Below are 15,887 nucleotides of genomic sequence, written 5' to 3'. Positions count from 1 at the left end.
CACTAATACCCCACATCCGTCTTTATTTAATGAGCAACAATAATTTTATAAGTTCTATCCACAGTAAAATTTTCTTCTAAGTAAACTCTTCCATTTGAACCCATTTCCAAACGTAATTTCTCATTACTATTTAAATTGATTACATTATTCTTGAAATCTTCTAAGTCCCCACTTCGGGACCATAATCCACATTTAGCTTCATACAACATATCTTTAACATCGGTGTTGATATCAGTTGCCGCTAAAATTGGCAGTCCAAATTCCATATAAGAATTCAATCTTGAGGGAAAGTTGGGAATTGTGAATCTAGGGTCTAAAAATATTAATCCAACATCACTTGCCATTAATATTTCATCAAATTCATTCTTAGGCAAATATTTTTCTAGCCTAGTATTTGTTTGCTTACTTTCTATCAAGTGATCTTTTATCTTTTCATACTCAGTACCTGAACCTACGATTAGAAGATAAATATTTTCCATACTCTTTATAGATTCAATAAATTTAAGAAGAAAATCTATACCTTGCGGCTTCCCTAGATTCCCACCATACGTATATAAGACTGAATCATGAGGGATATTATACTTCGCTCTTATATTATTTTTCTCGGACTGAGAGGTCTGTGGCATTTCTACTGGTTTAATAGAATTAGGGCAAACTTCAATTTTATATGATCCTACTTCAATATTATGTTCTATCACGTAATCAACGTTCCCCTGTGACATACAACCAATGTGATCAGAAATCTCATACAACTTTTTTTCTTTTTTTCTAAAATAATGCCAAACTAAACTTCTTTCCTTAATCATTCCTAAATCAACAGCATTCTGCGGAAAAATATCTTTCAAAAGTAAATATGATTTGCTTCCATCTCGCTTCTTTATATATTCTACAATCTTCACAAAAGTAATTGGAGGTGTAGAATATATTACTAAATCAAATTGAACATGATTATAGTACTTTTTTATAGCCTCAATAAACTGATTTTCGAGAAGTAGTGTTGAGATTCCCTTTTCAATAAATCCCGTTTTTGTAACATTCCCTGTTTTCACTCGTAATACATGAATTCCGGATTCCACACTAAGTTCTGTTTCTTTTCCATATCTTTTTTCTCGTTGACAAGTCACATAAACTTCGTCACCACGATCTTTAAATTCTTGCATCAAATCAACATATAAGTTCTTTGAACCATCATCAGGGTATGCAAGTGTCAAAAATAAAATTTTCATTATTCTACCTTTGCAAATTTTCCACTGATAGTATTTATAACCAAGTCTTGTTGAGCTTGAGTCATAGATGAGCCTGAGGGCAGGCAAATTCCATATTTAAACAAATACATTCCGATATATTCTGTCTCTTTATGATAAAATATTGGTGTTTCAGAGAATACTGGTTGCAAATGCATTGGTTTCCATAAAGGACGCGATTCAATGTTTTCTTGTCCAAGTTGACTAATAATTGCCCCAGGAGTAAGCTTGATTCCCTCCTCAAGAGTTATAACAGTTAACCAATAATTAGGTTGTCCATGGACAGAAATCGGCATAATACGAAGAGGTAACCCTTTCAGCTTTTCTTTGTACTGATCGAATATATATTTACGATTATCTATGAATCCACCTAAAGCTTGCAACTGTCCTCGACCAATTCCAGCACTGATATTGGAAATTCGATAATTGTACCCTACTTCTTTATGTTCATAATGTATAGCTGCTTCTCTGGACTGTGTTGACCAGAAGCGCATTTTCTTAATGGCTTCCTCATCATTAGAAACAACCATACCGCCACCTGATGTAGTGATAATTTTGTTTCCATTAAAGGAAAAGATTCCAACATGGCCAAACGTCCCACATTTTTTACCTTTATACGTCGCTCCGAGGGCCTCAGCAGCGTCTTCGATAACCGGAACTCCATATTGCTCACAAATTGGCAGGAGTTGATCGTAGTCAGCACTTTGTCCGTAGAGATCTACAATTATTACTGCTTTAGGCATTTTATTTTCTTTTCTTGCCCACTCAAATGCTCTTTCTAAAGCTGTGGGTGACATATTCCATGTTTCAGGTTCTGAGTCTATAAAGACTGGATGAGCATATTGATACAATATAGGGTTGCAACTCCCTGAGAAAGTTAGATCGGAGCAAAAAACATAATCCCCGGGACCCACACCAAAATATTTGAGCGCTAAGTGAATGCCTGCTGTTCCAGAAGATAAGGCTAATCCATGGTCAATTCCCACATATGCACATAACTCTTCCTCGAATTTATCAACATTAGTCCCTAATGGAGCAATCCAGTTAGTATCAAATGCTTCTTGTATGTATTTCATTTCATTCCCGCTCATATGGGGAGGTGATAAAAAAATCCGTTCCTGCATCACTGTTCATCTCCAACGTATTTTTTTATTTTTGCCGGTACCCCTGCCACCATTACATTATCTGGAATATCACTGATTACTACCGCACCAGCAGCAACAATTACACTTGATCCTATTGTTACATTGTTAGCTATCTTTGATCCTATACCCAGCCAAGAGAAATCTTTAATACTTACAGTCCCAGCAACATTTACACCTGGCGAAATATGAACACCTTTTCCAATTATGCAGTCATGATCAATTGTACTTGAAGTATTTAGAATACAGCCGTTAGCAATACTAGTATTTGCATTAACTACCACTCCAGCCAGAACTACACTGCCAGATTCTATCTCGCAAAACCTACTAATTATGCTAGAAGGATGAATTATTACAGGGATTTCGAAGCCCGCTTTTTCAAGTTTAGCCATCCAGATCAGCCTAGTAATGTTATTCCCTAAAGCAACGATGGCATGTGAATAACTCTTCACGTGATCCACATAAGTCTCAAAACAACCAATAATAGGAATTCCCATTAAATTATTAAGATTATTGTTATTGTCTAAAAATGCTATACGATCCCATTGTCTAGTAAGCATTGCGGTTTCAGCGACAACCTTACCATGTCCACCAGCTCCCAGGATTAATAAGCTTGCCAATAGAAATCACCTAGCCTTAGCTTATAAATTTAACCTTCCATGGTGTTACTGCCTGAAAACGCAGGCATTGTATCAGTCTGTGAGCTATTAACTCCTTTTCTTACTAATACATTCTTTATCGTTTTAAAAACTATTTTGGCATCCAAAAATGGGCTGATATTATCGACATACCACACATCATATGTGAATTTTTCTTTCCAACTAATTGTATTTCTCCCGTTTATTTGTGCCCAACCTGAAATTCCTGGCGTTACTTCATGTCTACGATTTTCTTCTGGAGTGTAAAGTTCAAGATACTGTACTAATAATGGACGAGGGCCTATAAAACTCATATCCCCTTTTAGAATATTAAACAACTGCGGTAGTTCATCAATACTGGTCTTCCTTAAAAAAGAACCTACCCGAGTCATTCTTAGCATGTCTGGTAAAAGTTCTCCGTGCTCATCCTTTTCTAAAGTCATAGTTCTAAACTTATATACAGTAAATATTTTACAATTCTTTCCTGGACGCTTTTGTCGAAATAAGACCGGACCTTCAGATCCCTTCTTAATAACAATAATAGCAGCTACCATAATCGGTGAGCTTACGACTATTAGCAAACACGCAATGAATAAATCCATAATTCTCTTCAAAGCTAAGTAAGGTCTCATCTACTATCAACCTCTATTATTTAGATATTGAAAAAAATAGCGGGTATTTAACCCGCCATACCTGCAGCTAATGCCATACCTTTTTGAAGTTCAGCTTCAAATGTTGCTCTATACTGTGCAATAATATCAGTACTATATCCATACTTATTTAGTTTTTGTTCAGTGTCAGCAATTATACTATTGAAGCTAGCTGTAAATGAGGCTAACTGCTGCTTGCCCTTTGTAATGAGACTAGCCTTAGTGGCATCATCTTTAGCATTGATGTATTCAAGTGCAATACCCATTAGTGTTGAAGTACTCTGATCTCTTAAAGCGTTCAGCTTAACTTCTGCATCACTTGTTATTTGTTCATAAGTGAGTGTACCACTACCGGCGGTTCCATTCCCCGCCTTCCCACTTGTTGGAGCCGGGGTCGCAGAAGCAGTTGCACCCTTACCGTCAGCATTACCGGATGGAGCAGGGGTTACTTGAGCTTGATATGCTGCTGATGCTGCGGTAATTGTCTTATTCTTCTGGTCCCAGGTAATCACATTGCCTACAGATTCAGAAAGAAACCGAAGAGGAACGTATACTGATCCACCCAGAATATAGCTACTCTGATTAGAAGGAACTACTTTTACAGAGCCATTAAATACGTAGCTTGCTTTCACTTTGCTGAGAACGATGTCCTTGCCTAACGATGATGTCACGTTGCTAGCATTCCCAGCGTTCATTAGATACTCTTTAATAGCAACTAGTTCAGAACTGCTCGGCTCCGTAACTGTAACCTTCACATTCTTGGCATCCCAGATTACATTTTTCTGTAAAGCGTACGAAACGAAGCGAAGCGGCACATAGGTGACATTATTGTACATAAACACATGTTGCCCGGATGGAGGCTGCATACTCACACCGTCAAATACCATCTTAACGTTCATACTCTGTACTTTAATCGAATTTGTGGTTGCTGCTGCAGATGCCGATAATGGTGCAGATGCAGTTAACGGAGCAGCCCCTATTAACAGCAATAGCAATAATGTTGCGGCTGGAAATTTCACTTTAGCCATTACTATTCACTTCCTTTTTCTTGAGCTTTAAGCTGTTCTTCTTCAGCTAGTACTTGATCATGTGTCTTGCCTTCACTCACACCATATTTCTTGGCAATTTGTGACAATTGATTATATTGTTCATCTGAAACTTTACCAAGAATAATGCTGCGTGCCTCACGTTTCTCCTCAACAGTTAATCCTCCTGAAGCGAGTTCCTGCAACCGTTTGATATCGGATACGCTAAGTTGACCTAGTACAATAGAGACTACATCTGCTTTATCTTTTACTGTTACATTATCCTGGATATGTTTAGCTTTATCCGTAGAGACCTGGGATGAATAACCATCGAGATTAGTCTCTTTTGTAGGAGATGGCGTACTTGCTGGCTGAGTTGTTTGTTTTGTTTTTGGTTGAGCTGTGACTGGAGTATCTTGTTTAACTTGATCTTTAGGAGTTTTTTCATTCGCCGCAGGTTCTTGACTCTTTGAGACAACTTCTTGTGTAGCCACAGGAGTTGCACTCTCTGTCGATGCATTTAAATTATTGCTAGCTGTAGGCGCTGGTGCTGTTGTTGAAACTGTCCCTGCTACTTGATCTGTATTAATTGTTTCTTCCGTCTCCACATTTAACCCATCCGCCATTGAGCTCATAAGTCTATCTACTACATAGTTAGCAGCAAACAAACCGCCAATTACTAATACTAAAACTACCGACAGAGACCATGCCAATATTCTCTTCCATCTTTTGTTGAACATAGTAATCCTCCGTTAAAAAATGTTAGCTAATTGCGACTTGGGCTACAGGCTGCATAGGGACGATCTGGTTGATCACTTCACGAATTGCACTAGGTTCCTCGGTCAGAACACGCTCTAAGCGTTTGAATTCCAGTTCGAGCTGATTCTGGCTAATCACATTTGGTCTGCCAATAAATATCCGGTCATGCTGTGTAGAACCTAAATTCTCCTCGTCGGTCAGCAATTCTTCATACAACTTCTCGCCTTCACGTATACCAGAGAAAGTAATATCTATGTCCTTATAAGGCTCATAACCCGATAGCGTAATTAGATCCTCTGCCAAGGTAAGTATCTTTACTGGCTCGCCCATATCAAGAACAAATACCTCACCACCCTTGGCGAAGGAGCCTGATTGAATCACCAATTGAACAGCCTCGGGAATGGTCATGAAATAGCGTACCATTTCAGGATGAGTAACGGTAACAGGTCCACCTGCGGCAATCTGCTGTTTAAAGGCCGGAATAACGCTACCTCTACTGCCTAGTACATTACCAAAACGCACGGCTGAGAACTTGGTTCTGCTGGTCGTATTCAAGCTCTGCACATACATTTCTGCAATCCGCTTGGTTGCTCCCATTACGCTAGTTGGATTAACCGCTTTATCCGAAGAGATCATCACAAATCGTTCTGCCTCATAACGATCAGCACAATCCGCTACATTTCTGGTTCCAAAGACATTATTCTTGATCGCTTCCGAAGGATTTCGCTCCATCAAGGGAACGTGTTTATGTGCTGCCGCATGAAAGACCACTTGCGGTCTATAGCTGCGAAACACGTCCATCATTCGATTGCGGTCCTGAACATCCGCTATGACTGTAATGACGTTCAATTCTGGAAAGCTCTTGCGTAGTTCCATTTCAATGGTATAAATACTGTTCTCTCCGTGTCCAAGCAGCAAAAGCTTGTCTGGTGCAAAGGGTGCAACCTGACGGCACAGCTCCGAGCCAATTGAACCTCCCGCTCCAGTGACCATAACTGTCTTGTTGTGAACATAACCAAGAATACCATTTAGATCGGCGATAATCGGCTCCCGTCCCAATAAATCTTCTACACTAACATCACGAAGCTTCTTCACGGATATTTTACCAGCAATCAAATCGTTCAGAGCAGGTATAATCTTTAGCTTAGCTCCTGTTGTCTTCGCCAAGTTTATAATTTCGGAGATTTCCGTTCTGGATACAGAAGGCATGGCAATAATAATCTCATGAATCTCTTTCTCTTTGACAAGCCGTGGAATATCATATCTGTTGCCCAATACCGGGAGACCCAGAATTGACATGTGGTATTTGTTCTGATTATCATCAATGAATCCAATTAACTTCGTCTGGGCGAAAGAAGGACCCATCATTTCTTTGGCAATGAGCATCCCACAATCTCCAGCCCCTACAATAAGTGCATGAGTCTCGGTATCTTTAGTATTGTTCCGTCCATAGCGAAAAACTCTCCAAAGGAATCGGCTTCCACCTACCAATACTAAAATCGTTTCCATTGCCCTAATCTCTACCCCAAATGGAACACGTGCTGGAAGGATTAGTAATGCGACACCATAAGAGATTACTGCACCTATGACAACAGCCTTGAAGATGGATACAATTTCTCCAATACTGGCATACTGCCACATACGCCGATATAGGCCGAAATAGACCAAACTGCCCCCAATGGCAATGGTCGAGATCAGCCCAAACTGAAGCATTTGTACCATATACTCATGGGGAATGCCATCATAGAACCGGAACATATACGAAGTTGCAATACTGAACCAGATGATAACCAGATCAATGAGGAATAGCATGAATACTCTGGATTTTGCTGTCATTTTCAGTGCCTCCAAAAATAACAAATTTCTTTACACACAAATGTTAATTCCCGTAGTAGTAATAGTAATATCCTTCACTGGCTTTACGTTTTACATTATTCAGTACAACACCCAGCATCTTCGCACCAACGCGGTCAAGATTAGCCTTTGCCTTGGCAGCAATATCCCGCTTTACCTTGCCATAGCTAACTACCATAATAACTCCATCGCTCTTGGAAGCGATAAGCTGCGCATCTGTGACGGCTAACAGTGGAGGGGTATCAAATAGAATAACATCGTACCTTAAGCGCAATTCCTGTAGAACTGAACTCATACGATTAGAGGCCATCATTTCAGCCGGGTTAGGGGGAATAGGACCAGAGGTCATAATCGTAAGATTGTTTACCCCAGACTCTTGGATAACATCCTCCAGAGCAGCCTGCTGTGATAACAGTGAAGATAATCCCAGCCGGTTGCTAAGTGAGAAAGTCTTATGAGCTGTCGGCTTACGCAAATCACCATCTATCAGAAGCACCTTCTTATCTGCTTGCGCATAAGCTGCCGCAAGATTAGCAGTAACTGTAGATTTCCCTTCCTCAGGCCCAGAAGAGGTTACCATAATAATCTGAATCTGTTCGTCGACGGAGGAGAAATCAATGTTCGTCCGCAAAGCCCGGAAGGCTTCCGATACAGGCGAACGGGGGTTAGTCACGGTAATTAGATGTCGTTGTTTACTTGGCTGCTGTGACATGCTCGAGGTCTCCCGCCTTTCTGGTCTGCGTTCGTACTGCTTGTTCATTACTCTTGATTTCTTCTTGTCCAAGTCTTGTAATCATGGCGATTGTCGGCAGACCGAGATATTTCTCAATGTCCTCTTCGGTCTTCAACGTATCATCCAGATACTCCAGCAGGAAAGCAATTCCTAGACCGACCATCAACGAAACGATGAAAGCAATTGCAAAGTTCAGCATAACATTGGGTTCTACGGGTCCTGGTGCGACAGGCGGATTAAGCTTGGCTTCGTTCAGAATGGATACATTCTGTACATTGAACAATGAAGGAATCTCTTGCTTGAACACAAGTGATATGGCATTCACGATTTCTGCGGCTCTTTGGTACGAATTATCTCGAACGACAAGTGTCATCACCTGCGTATTATTTACGGAACTCACATTGACTTTCTTGAGGAGATCTTCCGCAGTAATATTGAATTGCGGATAGTTCTTGGCTACGACTTCAAGAATGGCAGGTGTCTTAATAATTTCCTTGTATGTGTTAATCAATTGAATATTTGTATTGATCTGATTAAGATCAAGTTGCCCTATGGTTGACTGCGTAGGGGTCTGATTGACGATAATCTTCGTTGAAGCTTCATATACTGGTTCTTTAACATACAAGCTGTATACTCCAGCAAGAATACACGTCACAATAACAATGCTTACAATCATCCACAATCTTTTTCTAACAATCCGGAAATAATCGCGAAGATCCAATTCTTGTGCTGACAAGTGAATTTCCCTCCAAGCTGATTCTGTAATATTTCACCCTATACACAGTGAACTTGTGAATCTCATACTCAAAATCGCAAGTTCAGTATATAAGCTAAAAAAGTGCCTCCTCTCACATAGACGAGAGGAGGCTCTCCACTTGCTTATAAAACTTATTACTTAAAGTTGATTGTACGATAGATGATTACAGCAGCTTCAGCACGGGTAGCAGTATTGTTAGGATTGAACTTGCCAGCATTGCCGATTACCAGGTTGTGGCTGGCCGCGAAGGCTACGCCGTCTTTCAAGGAAGCTGCGATTTTCGCTGCATCCGAGAATTTGCTCAGTGCCGAAGCATCTGCTGCAGTTGCTGCAGGGTTGATAGATTTCAGAGCACGCGAGATCATAGTAGCCATTTCAGCACGAGTAATCGTTGCATTAGGATCGAACTGGGAAGCGCTACGGCCTGTGATGATGCCCTTCTCAGCAGCAACTGCTACATAAGGAGCGTACCAGGCAGTGGAGCTTACATCGCTGAAGTTCTCAGTTGCTGAGTTATTCTCAAGGTTCAGTGCACGAATCAACATCTTCGCGAATTCTGCGCGGGTAACATTGCTCTTCGGAGCGAACTTGCCGGCGCCTACACCTTCAATTGCGCCTTTAGCGGCAACAACTTGAATTTGTCTTCCTGCCCAAGCTTGTACACTTGCAATGTCGCTGAAGTTCACTTTATTCTCAAGCACTGCGTAAGAAGAGAAAGTGTCGCGAGGTTCAACGATGAAGTCACCGTCAAGCACACCGCCTTGGAATTGCAGAGCGCCGTATACAATCTTCGTTACGGAGAGCAGTTCTTTATCGAGAACTGCAGCATCCTTAAGTGGAAGTTTAATTGTCAGCGGCTGTTTGAAGGTAGAAGTTTTTACACCGCCAACCGTCAAGTCAAAGGTATAAACTTGAGAAGCCAATTTCAGGCTTGTGAGTGAAGTTACTGTACTGTCAGCTTCTGTAGTTACAGTCAACGTAACCGCGTCACTGAATTGAGCAACCGGAATAGTAACAGTCAATCCATTAAAGGTAACCGCAATGTTAGCAATGCCTTTAGCTTTGGCAGCTTCAATGATAGCTTTGGACAGTGGAACTTCTACAGTCTTAGCATTGACAGTACCAAGGTTCAAAGTGAGTGTAAGACCAGTCTTTCCAGGGTTTGCAGCAAGCAGCGCGTCGAAAGCCTTGAGCACATCGGCGTCAACCAGCTTCAAAGTTGCTTTGTCGCCCACAACACTTACCAAACCGGAAACGTCATACACACCCGGAGTAGTTGTTGGATTAGTGATTACTCCGCCACCAGTACCTCCACCACTGCCAGGGTTTCCACCGTTATTAGTGAATGGATAAGCACGAAGATAAGCCAAAGCAAGGGCTTGAGCTGCAGGTTTAGCAGATTTGATCTCTGTATTCACATAATTAAAAGTCTTCACAAGGTCATCCGCGGTGATGCCCAGGTTATATACCGCACCACTAACTGTCAATGCACCTGTTCCAATTCTATGGTCGAGAACCTTGTATACTGCATCCCTAACCAGAGTTTTCTGTGATTCAGGATTAGAAATGATATTAATCAGATCTGCACTGGACTTACCGTTCAGCAATGCACGAAGCTCTGCTTCTACGCCGTTAGTTGCGAAGAAGAAATCGAGAATGTCGTCGGTGCTAAGGCCTTCAACTTTAGCTTGAGCAGCAATTTTGTTGAGCAAAGCAACGTTGTCAGCATTGGAACGGATGTCTTTCAGTACATCGGTTTTGTTAGAATACACATCATAAACTACGCTGGAAACGCTTTGAAACAATTTCAAGGAGGTTGCTTTATCTTCCGTGCTCAGTTGAATCTTGCCCAAGACCGGAGCAAAGATACTTTCAAACTTTGCTTGATCCAGTTGTGCAACTTCATTCTTATAGTTCTTCAAATAAGTTACTTCTGTTGCGGTCAACTGTGCGTAGATGTTATTAATCTTCGTCTTAACATCGGTATGACTAGTTGCTGCTGCTGCGGTTCCTACGAAACCGAGTTGCTTAGCCAAGCCTTCGCTGCTAAAAGGAAAACCTGCAAGGGATGCTGCTGCCATGCTTGCTGCTAGTGTTGATACTGCTAGTTTCTTCTTCAAAGTCACTTTTCATCCACCTCTTTGTATGTAATGTGAAACTCTACTACTTCTAGCGTAGATAGAGTAACTGCCCCTAAGTCTACACTATTCTGATAATAAATAACAATAAACCAGTAATACCCATTCTACCACTAATTACATGGCAGGTCACCCCTTGCGAGAAAAAAATCCGAACAATCTATGAAGTTTTGTCTGAGATTGAGTAGAATCCGCTCGAATGATCTCCTCATTATGGATAATTTTCTGCGAATTTTGACGAAAAAAGTCGGAAGTTGGTTGCCCCAGTTCTTTGGTCAAAACCGCGTAGGCTTCACTCAATCCAAATGGACGGCGCTGATTATCGTGTGCGTCAGAGGCAATTACATGGACAGCATTTCTGCGGCACAGCTCCAGCGACAGCTTCTGCAGCTTGTTTCCGAGGGCTCCGGCAACACTCTGGGCGGTCAGTTGCCCTAGCGCTCCCAGCTCTATTAATCTTGTTAATTGGGAAGGATCGGCAGCAACCTCGGCGTTACGCTCCGGATGGGCAATCACGGGAACAAAACCCTGAATGAGGAGCTCGTGACAGGTCGATTCCATACTGCGCGGCACACGTGAAGAAGGCATTTCCAGCAAAATATACCTGGATCCCGCGAGCGTCAACAAATGGCCTTGCTCCAGATCGTTCAACAAATCCCCATACACGCGAATTTCTTGTCCGGGAAGTACAAGCAGCGGATTACCTGCCTGCCGGAGTCTGTCATTCAGCTCCTCAACAGCTTGCCTTATACCGGGAGCAGGGTTCATGTATACTCCGTTGGCATGATGAGGCGTGGCTACTACCGTGGAAATACCGTCCATATGGGCGTCCTGCGCCATGGCGAGAGCCGACTCCCAGTCGGCAGCCCCGTCATCGATAAAGGGTAGAATGTGGCTATGGATATCTATCATATGATGTTTATCGGCCCCTTCCTTGCTAACATTTATAGATTTCGCAAAAAAAATGCAACCATTTCACTAGGAAATGATTGCCATACTATAACCAGATTATCGCTTACGCTTCCAGTTCAAATAGCTTTTGCGTGGCTAACGCAAGCTGAACGTCCACTTCTAGAATCTCTTTATCGCCTAAAACGGTATTGCGGAGATCCAGTAGGCTATTAATATGATGGCGTAAACTCTCAATCTCCCGCTCAATAGCGTCAGACTTGTATAGGCGCATCATTTCCGCGAGTGAGTGCTTGTGCTGATAGACCAGCTTGCTGCCCACAGGCGTCAATTCCGAGATTCGGCGGACCGAGCCGCCCTCATAATAATACACCATAGTGAATGTATTATAAATTCTATTGACCGTTCCGGTCCCTCTATAAGTAACAAACAGCTTGCGGATTGCGTTGTTAAGATGAGGGTTCACTATTGTGCAGGTCAACGCACACACGTAAATATTGCCTTTGCGCTGAAAAGACAAAAGAACCTCCTCGCCCCCGGTTTCTTCCAGGACAACCTCCTGTTCTCCGCCACCCAGAATTTTCACCCGGTGGCTGATGTAGCAGGTATCGGCCGTAAGCAGAAACTGATTCATCTGAAATTCCGTCATTTGCAAAGTCGCATTCACATACTCTGTAGCCAATCGCTGAGCCATGACCATCCCTCAATTCTTTGTAACAGCCTTTAGCATGATTATACAATGAAGAGCTATGGCATTTCCCATGAACAGGAACAGGATATACGCCGAAAATTCATCTTATACCGGGAGAAAAGGATAGGAGCCTCAGAATACATATGTATTCCTCACTATTCTGCCGATAATCCGCCTTGATCCTCCGTCTCTGCCGGCTGTTCTTCTTCGGAAGGAAGGTTATGCCGCTCAATGAGCTCCCACAATTCATCCCGTCCAAGCCCAAGCTCTGAGGAAAAGGAAATGAAATGATCCCCCGGCAGCACACCAAGCTCCTGCTTCATAAGCTTGACATGCTTCGGCCAGCGGGTCTTGGGAATCTTGTCTGCCTTCGTCGCCACCACACAGAGCGGAAGATCGTAGTGCTTAAGCCAGTCAAACATCATTTTATCATTGCTGGTAGGCGGATGACGCAGGTCCACGATAAGGAGAACAAGCTTCAGCGTGTCGCGTTCGGACAGGTATTTTTCGACCATTTTCCCCCAGGAGGCCCGCTGGGTCTTGGATACCTTGGCATAGCCGTAGCCGGGGAAATCGACAAAATACATACTCTCATTAACGCGGTAATAGTTCATATGCTGCGTCTTGCCCGGGGTAGAACTGGTGCGGGCCAGATTCTTGCGGTTAATCATCCGGTTGATCAGAGAGGACTTTCCGACGTTGGAGCGCCCTGCCAGAGCAATCTCCGGCAAGGCGTCAACAGGGTATTGATCAGGGCCTACGGCACTGATGATAAATTCGGCACTATTAACTTTCATAAGACTTCCTTTCTAATGTACACTACTCTGCGCTTCAGTACTCGGCGCTTCATTGTTGATCTGGTTATGGTGCTCGACAAGCGCATGCTGCAGCACTTGATCCATGTGGGATACCGGTACGAACTCCACATCGCTGCGGACACTCTCCGGTATATCCTTAAGATCGCGCTCGTTGTCCTTCGGCAGAAGGATTTTTTTGTATCCGGCACGATGGGCAGCCAGCGACTTCTCCTTAAGTCCGCCAATCGGCAGGACACGGCCGCGAAGCGTAATTTCGCCCGTCATCGCCACATCCTTCGAGACATAACGTTTCGTTAGAGCAGAGATAAGAGCAGTAGCAATCGTAATCCCTGCTGACGGACCGTCCTTCGGTATCGCGCCTTCGGGAATGTGGATGTGAATATCATTTTTCTCATGAAAATCCGGCGACAGCCCCAGCTCCTCCGCCTTCGAACGGGTATAGCTGAAGGCAGCCTGTGCCGATTCCTTCATCACATCGCCCAATTGCCCGGTCAGCGTCAGCTTGCCGGTCCCCTGAACGACTGTGACTTCAATTAGCAGCGTATCGCCGCCGACCTCGGTCCAGGCCAGCCCGGTTACGGTGCCAATCTGATCTTCCAGCTCTGCCATACCGTAGCGGTATTTGGAGGCACCCAAATAATCCTTGATCTCCGCAGGAAGAATGCTAACCTTCTCCTTCTGGCCCGATACAATCTGCTTCGCAGCCTTGCGGCACAGCGCAGCAATCTGCTGCTCCAGATTCCGCACCCCGGATTCCCGGGTATATTCCCGGACAATCTTCAGAAGGGTATCGTCCTCAATGGACAATTGAGCCACCTCCAGACCGTGGTTCTTACGCTGCTTCGGCAGCAGATAGCGGCTGGCAATTTGCAGCTTCTCCAGCTCGGTATAGCCGGGAATAAAGAGCATTTCCATCCGGTCCAGAAGCGGACGCGGGATGTTGTGTACGGCATTGGCTGTTGTCACGAACATTACATTGGACAGATCAAACGGCAGCTCGACAAAATGATCGCTGAACGTATTGTTTTGCTCAGGGTCCAGCACCTCAAGAAGCGCTGCCGACGGGTCGCCGCGGAAATCCGCCGCCATCTTATCAATTTCATCCAGCAGAAATACCGGGTTAACGCTTCCTGCGGTCTTCATTCCCTGAATGATCCGGCCTGGCATTGCGCCAACATAAGTACGGCGATGGCCGCGGATCTCCGCCTCATCACGCACGCCGCCCAGCGATATGCGGACAAACTTGCGGTTCAGCGAGCGGGCGATGGAGCGTGCCAGCGAGGTTTTTCCGACCCCAGGCGGCCCTACCAGACAGAGAATCGGTCCCTTGAGCTTCTTGACCAGCTTCTGTACGGCGAGGTACTCCAGCACGCGCTCCTTAGGCTTCTCCAGTCCGTAATGATCCGCATCGAGCACCTGCTCGGCTTTGAGGATGTCCAGATCGTCTTCAGTTGACTCGCTCCACGGCAGACCCAGCAGCCAATCCACATAGTTGCGGATAACGCCGCCTTCAGCCGAGCTTGCCGGCATTTTCTCCAGGCGGTCAATTTCTTTTTCAATTTTCTCCTTCACACGCTCAGGCAACTGCTTCTCTTCCATAAGCGAGCGGAGCTCATCGGCTTCCCCGGCCCGGCCTTCCTTCTCACCAAGCTCCTTCTGGATTGCTTTCATCTGCTCGCGCAGATAATACTCCTTCTGAGTCTTTTCCATCTGCTTCTTCACGCGCTGGTTGATCTTGCGCTCCAGCTCCAGTACTTCACGCTCATTATTAAGAATATCGAGCAGCTTCTCCAGACGTCTACTGACATCTATGGTTTCCAGAATTTCCTGCTTATCCTTAATCTTCAGGGCCAGATGGCTCGTGATGACGTCGGCAAGACGTCCCGGCTCCTCAATATCGGATACGGCAGCCAGCGTCTCGGGAGTAACCTTCTTGGACAAGGTGATGTAATGCTCAAACTGGCTAAGCACCGTACGCATCAAGGCGTCGCTCTGCTGGTCTGTATCTTCTTCCTCCGGCAGCACGCGCGCCATGACCTCGTAATACTCCTCATTATCCGTATAATTAATAATTTCGGCCCGCTCCACGCCCTCCACCAGCACACGAATTGTGCCGTTTGGAAGCTTCAGCATTTGCCGCACATTCGCGACGGTTCCGACCCGAAAAATATCCTCTTGTCCCGGCTCCTCAATATTCACTTCTGACTGCGAGCAGAGTAGAATCAGGTTATCTTCAACCATAGCTTTTTCCAGCGCCCGGACTGATTTCTCGCGTCCCACATCTAGGTGAAGAACCATACTGGGATACACAAGAAGACCTCTAAGCGGCAATAAAGGAAAACGACGACCCTTGGATTTACTTTGTATCATCGCTTTCGCACCTCCCATGGTTCTCAAGTAGTGTCATATGCATTCATTCTAACAAAAGCGCCATCAAAACACCAACTGGCCCCATACTGTTGCAAACCGGCACTGCCCTGAACGTGGGCGGCCCGGACTCTCCAAACCTTATTATGGGCTTCATGCACC

14 protein-coding genes are annotated in these 15,887 nt (G+C 44.2%); all 14 read right to left on the bottom strand.

The genetic code is table 11. The features are described 5' to 3' along the window. Positions 1-26 precede the first annotated feature (26 nt). The 14 genes from B212_RS0103220 to lon all read right to left on the bottom strand — a co-directional run bounded on the left by B212_RS0103220 (position 27) and on the right by lon (position 15,728). Positions 27-1,226, bottom strand: coding sequence for a glycosyltransferase family 4 protein (locus tag B212_RS0103220; protein WP_019908920.1), 1,200 nt, complete (start codon positions 1,224-1,226; stop codon positions 27-29). Then, positions 1,226-2,368, bottom strand: coding sequence for a DegT/DnrJ/EryC1/StrS family aminotransferase (locus tag B212_RS0103215; protein ID WP_019908919.1), 1,143 nt, complete (start codon positions 2,366-2,368; stop codon positions 1,226-1,228). Before B212_RS0103215 ends, B212_RS0103220 begins: the two co-directional genes overlap by 1 nt. After that, positions 2,368-3,006: an acetyltransferase gene (locus tag B212_RS0103210; RefSeq protein ID WP_019908918.1), complete on the bottom strand. Its 639-nt coding sequence runs from the start codon at positions 3,004-3,006 to the stop codon at positions 2,368-2,370. Before B212_RS0103210 ends, B212_RS0103215 begins: the two co-directional genes overlap by 1 nt. 29 nt (positions 3,007-3,035) lie before the next feature. Then, positions 3,036-3,656 carry a sugar transferase gene (locus B212_RS0103205; protein WP_019908916.1) on the bottom strand — a complete coding sequence of 207 codons (621 nt, stop codon included), beginning with the start codon at positions 3,654-3,656 and terminating at the stop codon, positions 3,036-3,038. Positions 3,657-3,703: 47 nt separating this feature from the next. Then, entirely contained in the window at positions 3,704-4,702 is a 999-nt protein-coding gene (locus B212_RS0103200) for a copper amine oxidase N-terminal domain-containing protein (protein WP_019908914.1), read from the bottom strand. 2 nt (positions 4,703-4,704) lie between these two features. Further along, complete coding sequence (locus B212_RS0103195; protein WP_019908913.1) at positions 4,705-5,439, bottom strand: hypothetical protein; 735 nt, start codon at positions 5,437-5,439, stop codon at positions 4,705-4,707. A 22-nt stretch (positions 5,440-5,461) separates the two neighbouring features. Next, positions 5,462-7,294, bottom strand: a complete 1,833-nt coding sequence (locus B212_RS0103190) for a polysaccharide biosynthesis protein (protein ID WP_019908912.1) — start codon at positions 7,292-7,294, stop codon at positions 5,462-5,464. Positions 7,295-7,337: 43 nt separating this feature from the next. After that, positions 7,338-8,024, bottom strand: a complete 687-nt coding sequence (locus tag B212_RS0103185; RefSeq protein WP_019908911.1) for a CpsD/CapB family tyrosine-protein kinase — start codon at positions 8,022-8,024, stop codon at positions 7,338-7,340. Further along, positions 8,005-8,781: a YveK family protein gene (locus B212_RS0103180; protein WP_019908910.1), complete on the bottom strand. Its 777-nt coding sequence runs from the start codon at positions 8,779-8,781 to the stop codon at positions 8,005-8,007. The genes B212_RS0103185 and B212_RS0103180 overlap by 20 nt, the downstream gene beginning before the upstream one ends. A gap of 155 nt (positions 8,782-8,936) precedes the next feature. Then, on the bottom strand, positions 8,937-10,928 hold the full coding sequence (locus tag B212_RS0103175; RefSeq protein WP_019908909.1) for an S-layer homology domain-containing protein: 1,992 nt from the start codon (positions 10,926-10,928) through the stop codon (positions 8,937-8,939). Positions 10,929-11,069: 141 nt separating this feature from the next. Beyond that, the gene (locus B212_RS0103170) at positions 11,070-11,852 is read right to left on the bottom strand and encodes a tyrosine-protein phosphatase (RefSeq protein ID WP_019908908.1); all 783 of its coding nucleotides are present in this window, start codon (positions 11,850-11,852) and stop codon (positions 11,070-11,072) included. A gap of 103 nt (positions 11,853-11,955) precedes the next feature. Next, positions 11,956-12,543, bottom strand: coding sequence for a hypothetical protein (locus B212_RS0103165; RefSeq protein WP_019908907.1), 588 nt, complete (start codon positions 12,541-12,543; stop codon positions 11,956-11,958). A gap of 152 nt (positions 12,544-12,695) precedes the next feature. Then, positions 12,696-13,337, bottom strand: a complete 642-nt coding sequence (gene yihA / locus B212_RS30645) for a ribosome biogenesis GTP-binding protein YihA/YsxC (protein WP_019908905.1) — start codon at positions 13,335-13,337, stop codon at positions 12,696-12,698. Positions 13,338-13,349: 12 nt separating this feature from the next. Next, the gene (gene lon / locus B212_RS30640) at positions 13,350-15,728 is read right to left on the bottom strand and encodes an endopeptidase La (protein WP_051128154.1); all 2,379 of its coding nucleotides are present in this window, start codon (positions 15,726-15,728) and stop codon (positions 13,350-13,352) included. Between the last annotated feature and the right edge of the window lie 159 nt (positions 15,729-15,887).

The sequence above is a fragment of the Paenibacillus sp. HW567 genome, from assembly GCF_000374185.1.
Lineage (GTDB): Bacteria > Bacillota > Bacilli > Paenibacillales > Paenibacillaceae > Paenibacillus_AQ.
Note: the sequence above shows the minus strand (reverse complement) of the source record. Positions and strands in the feature narration are given on the sequence as shown.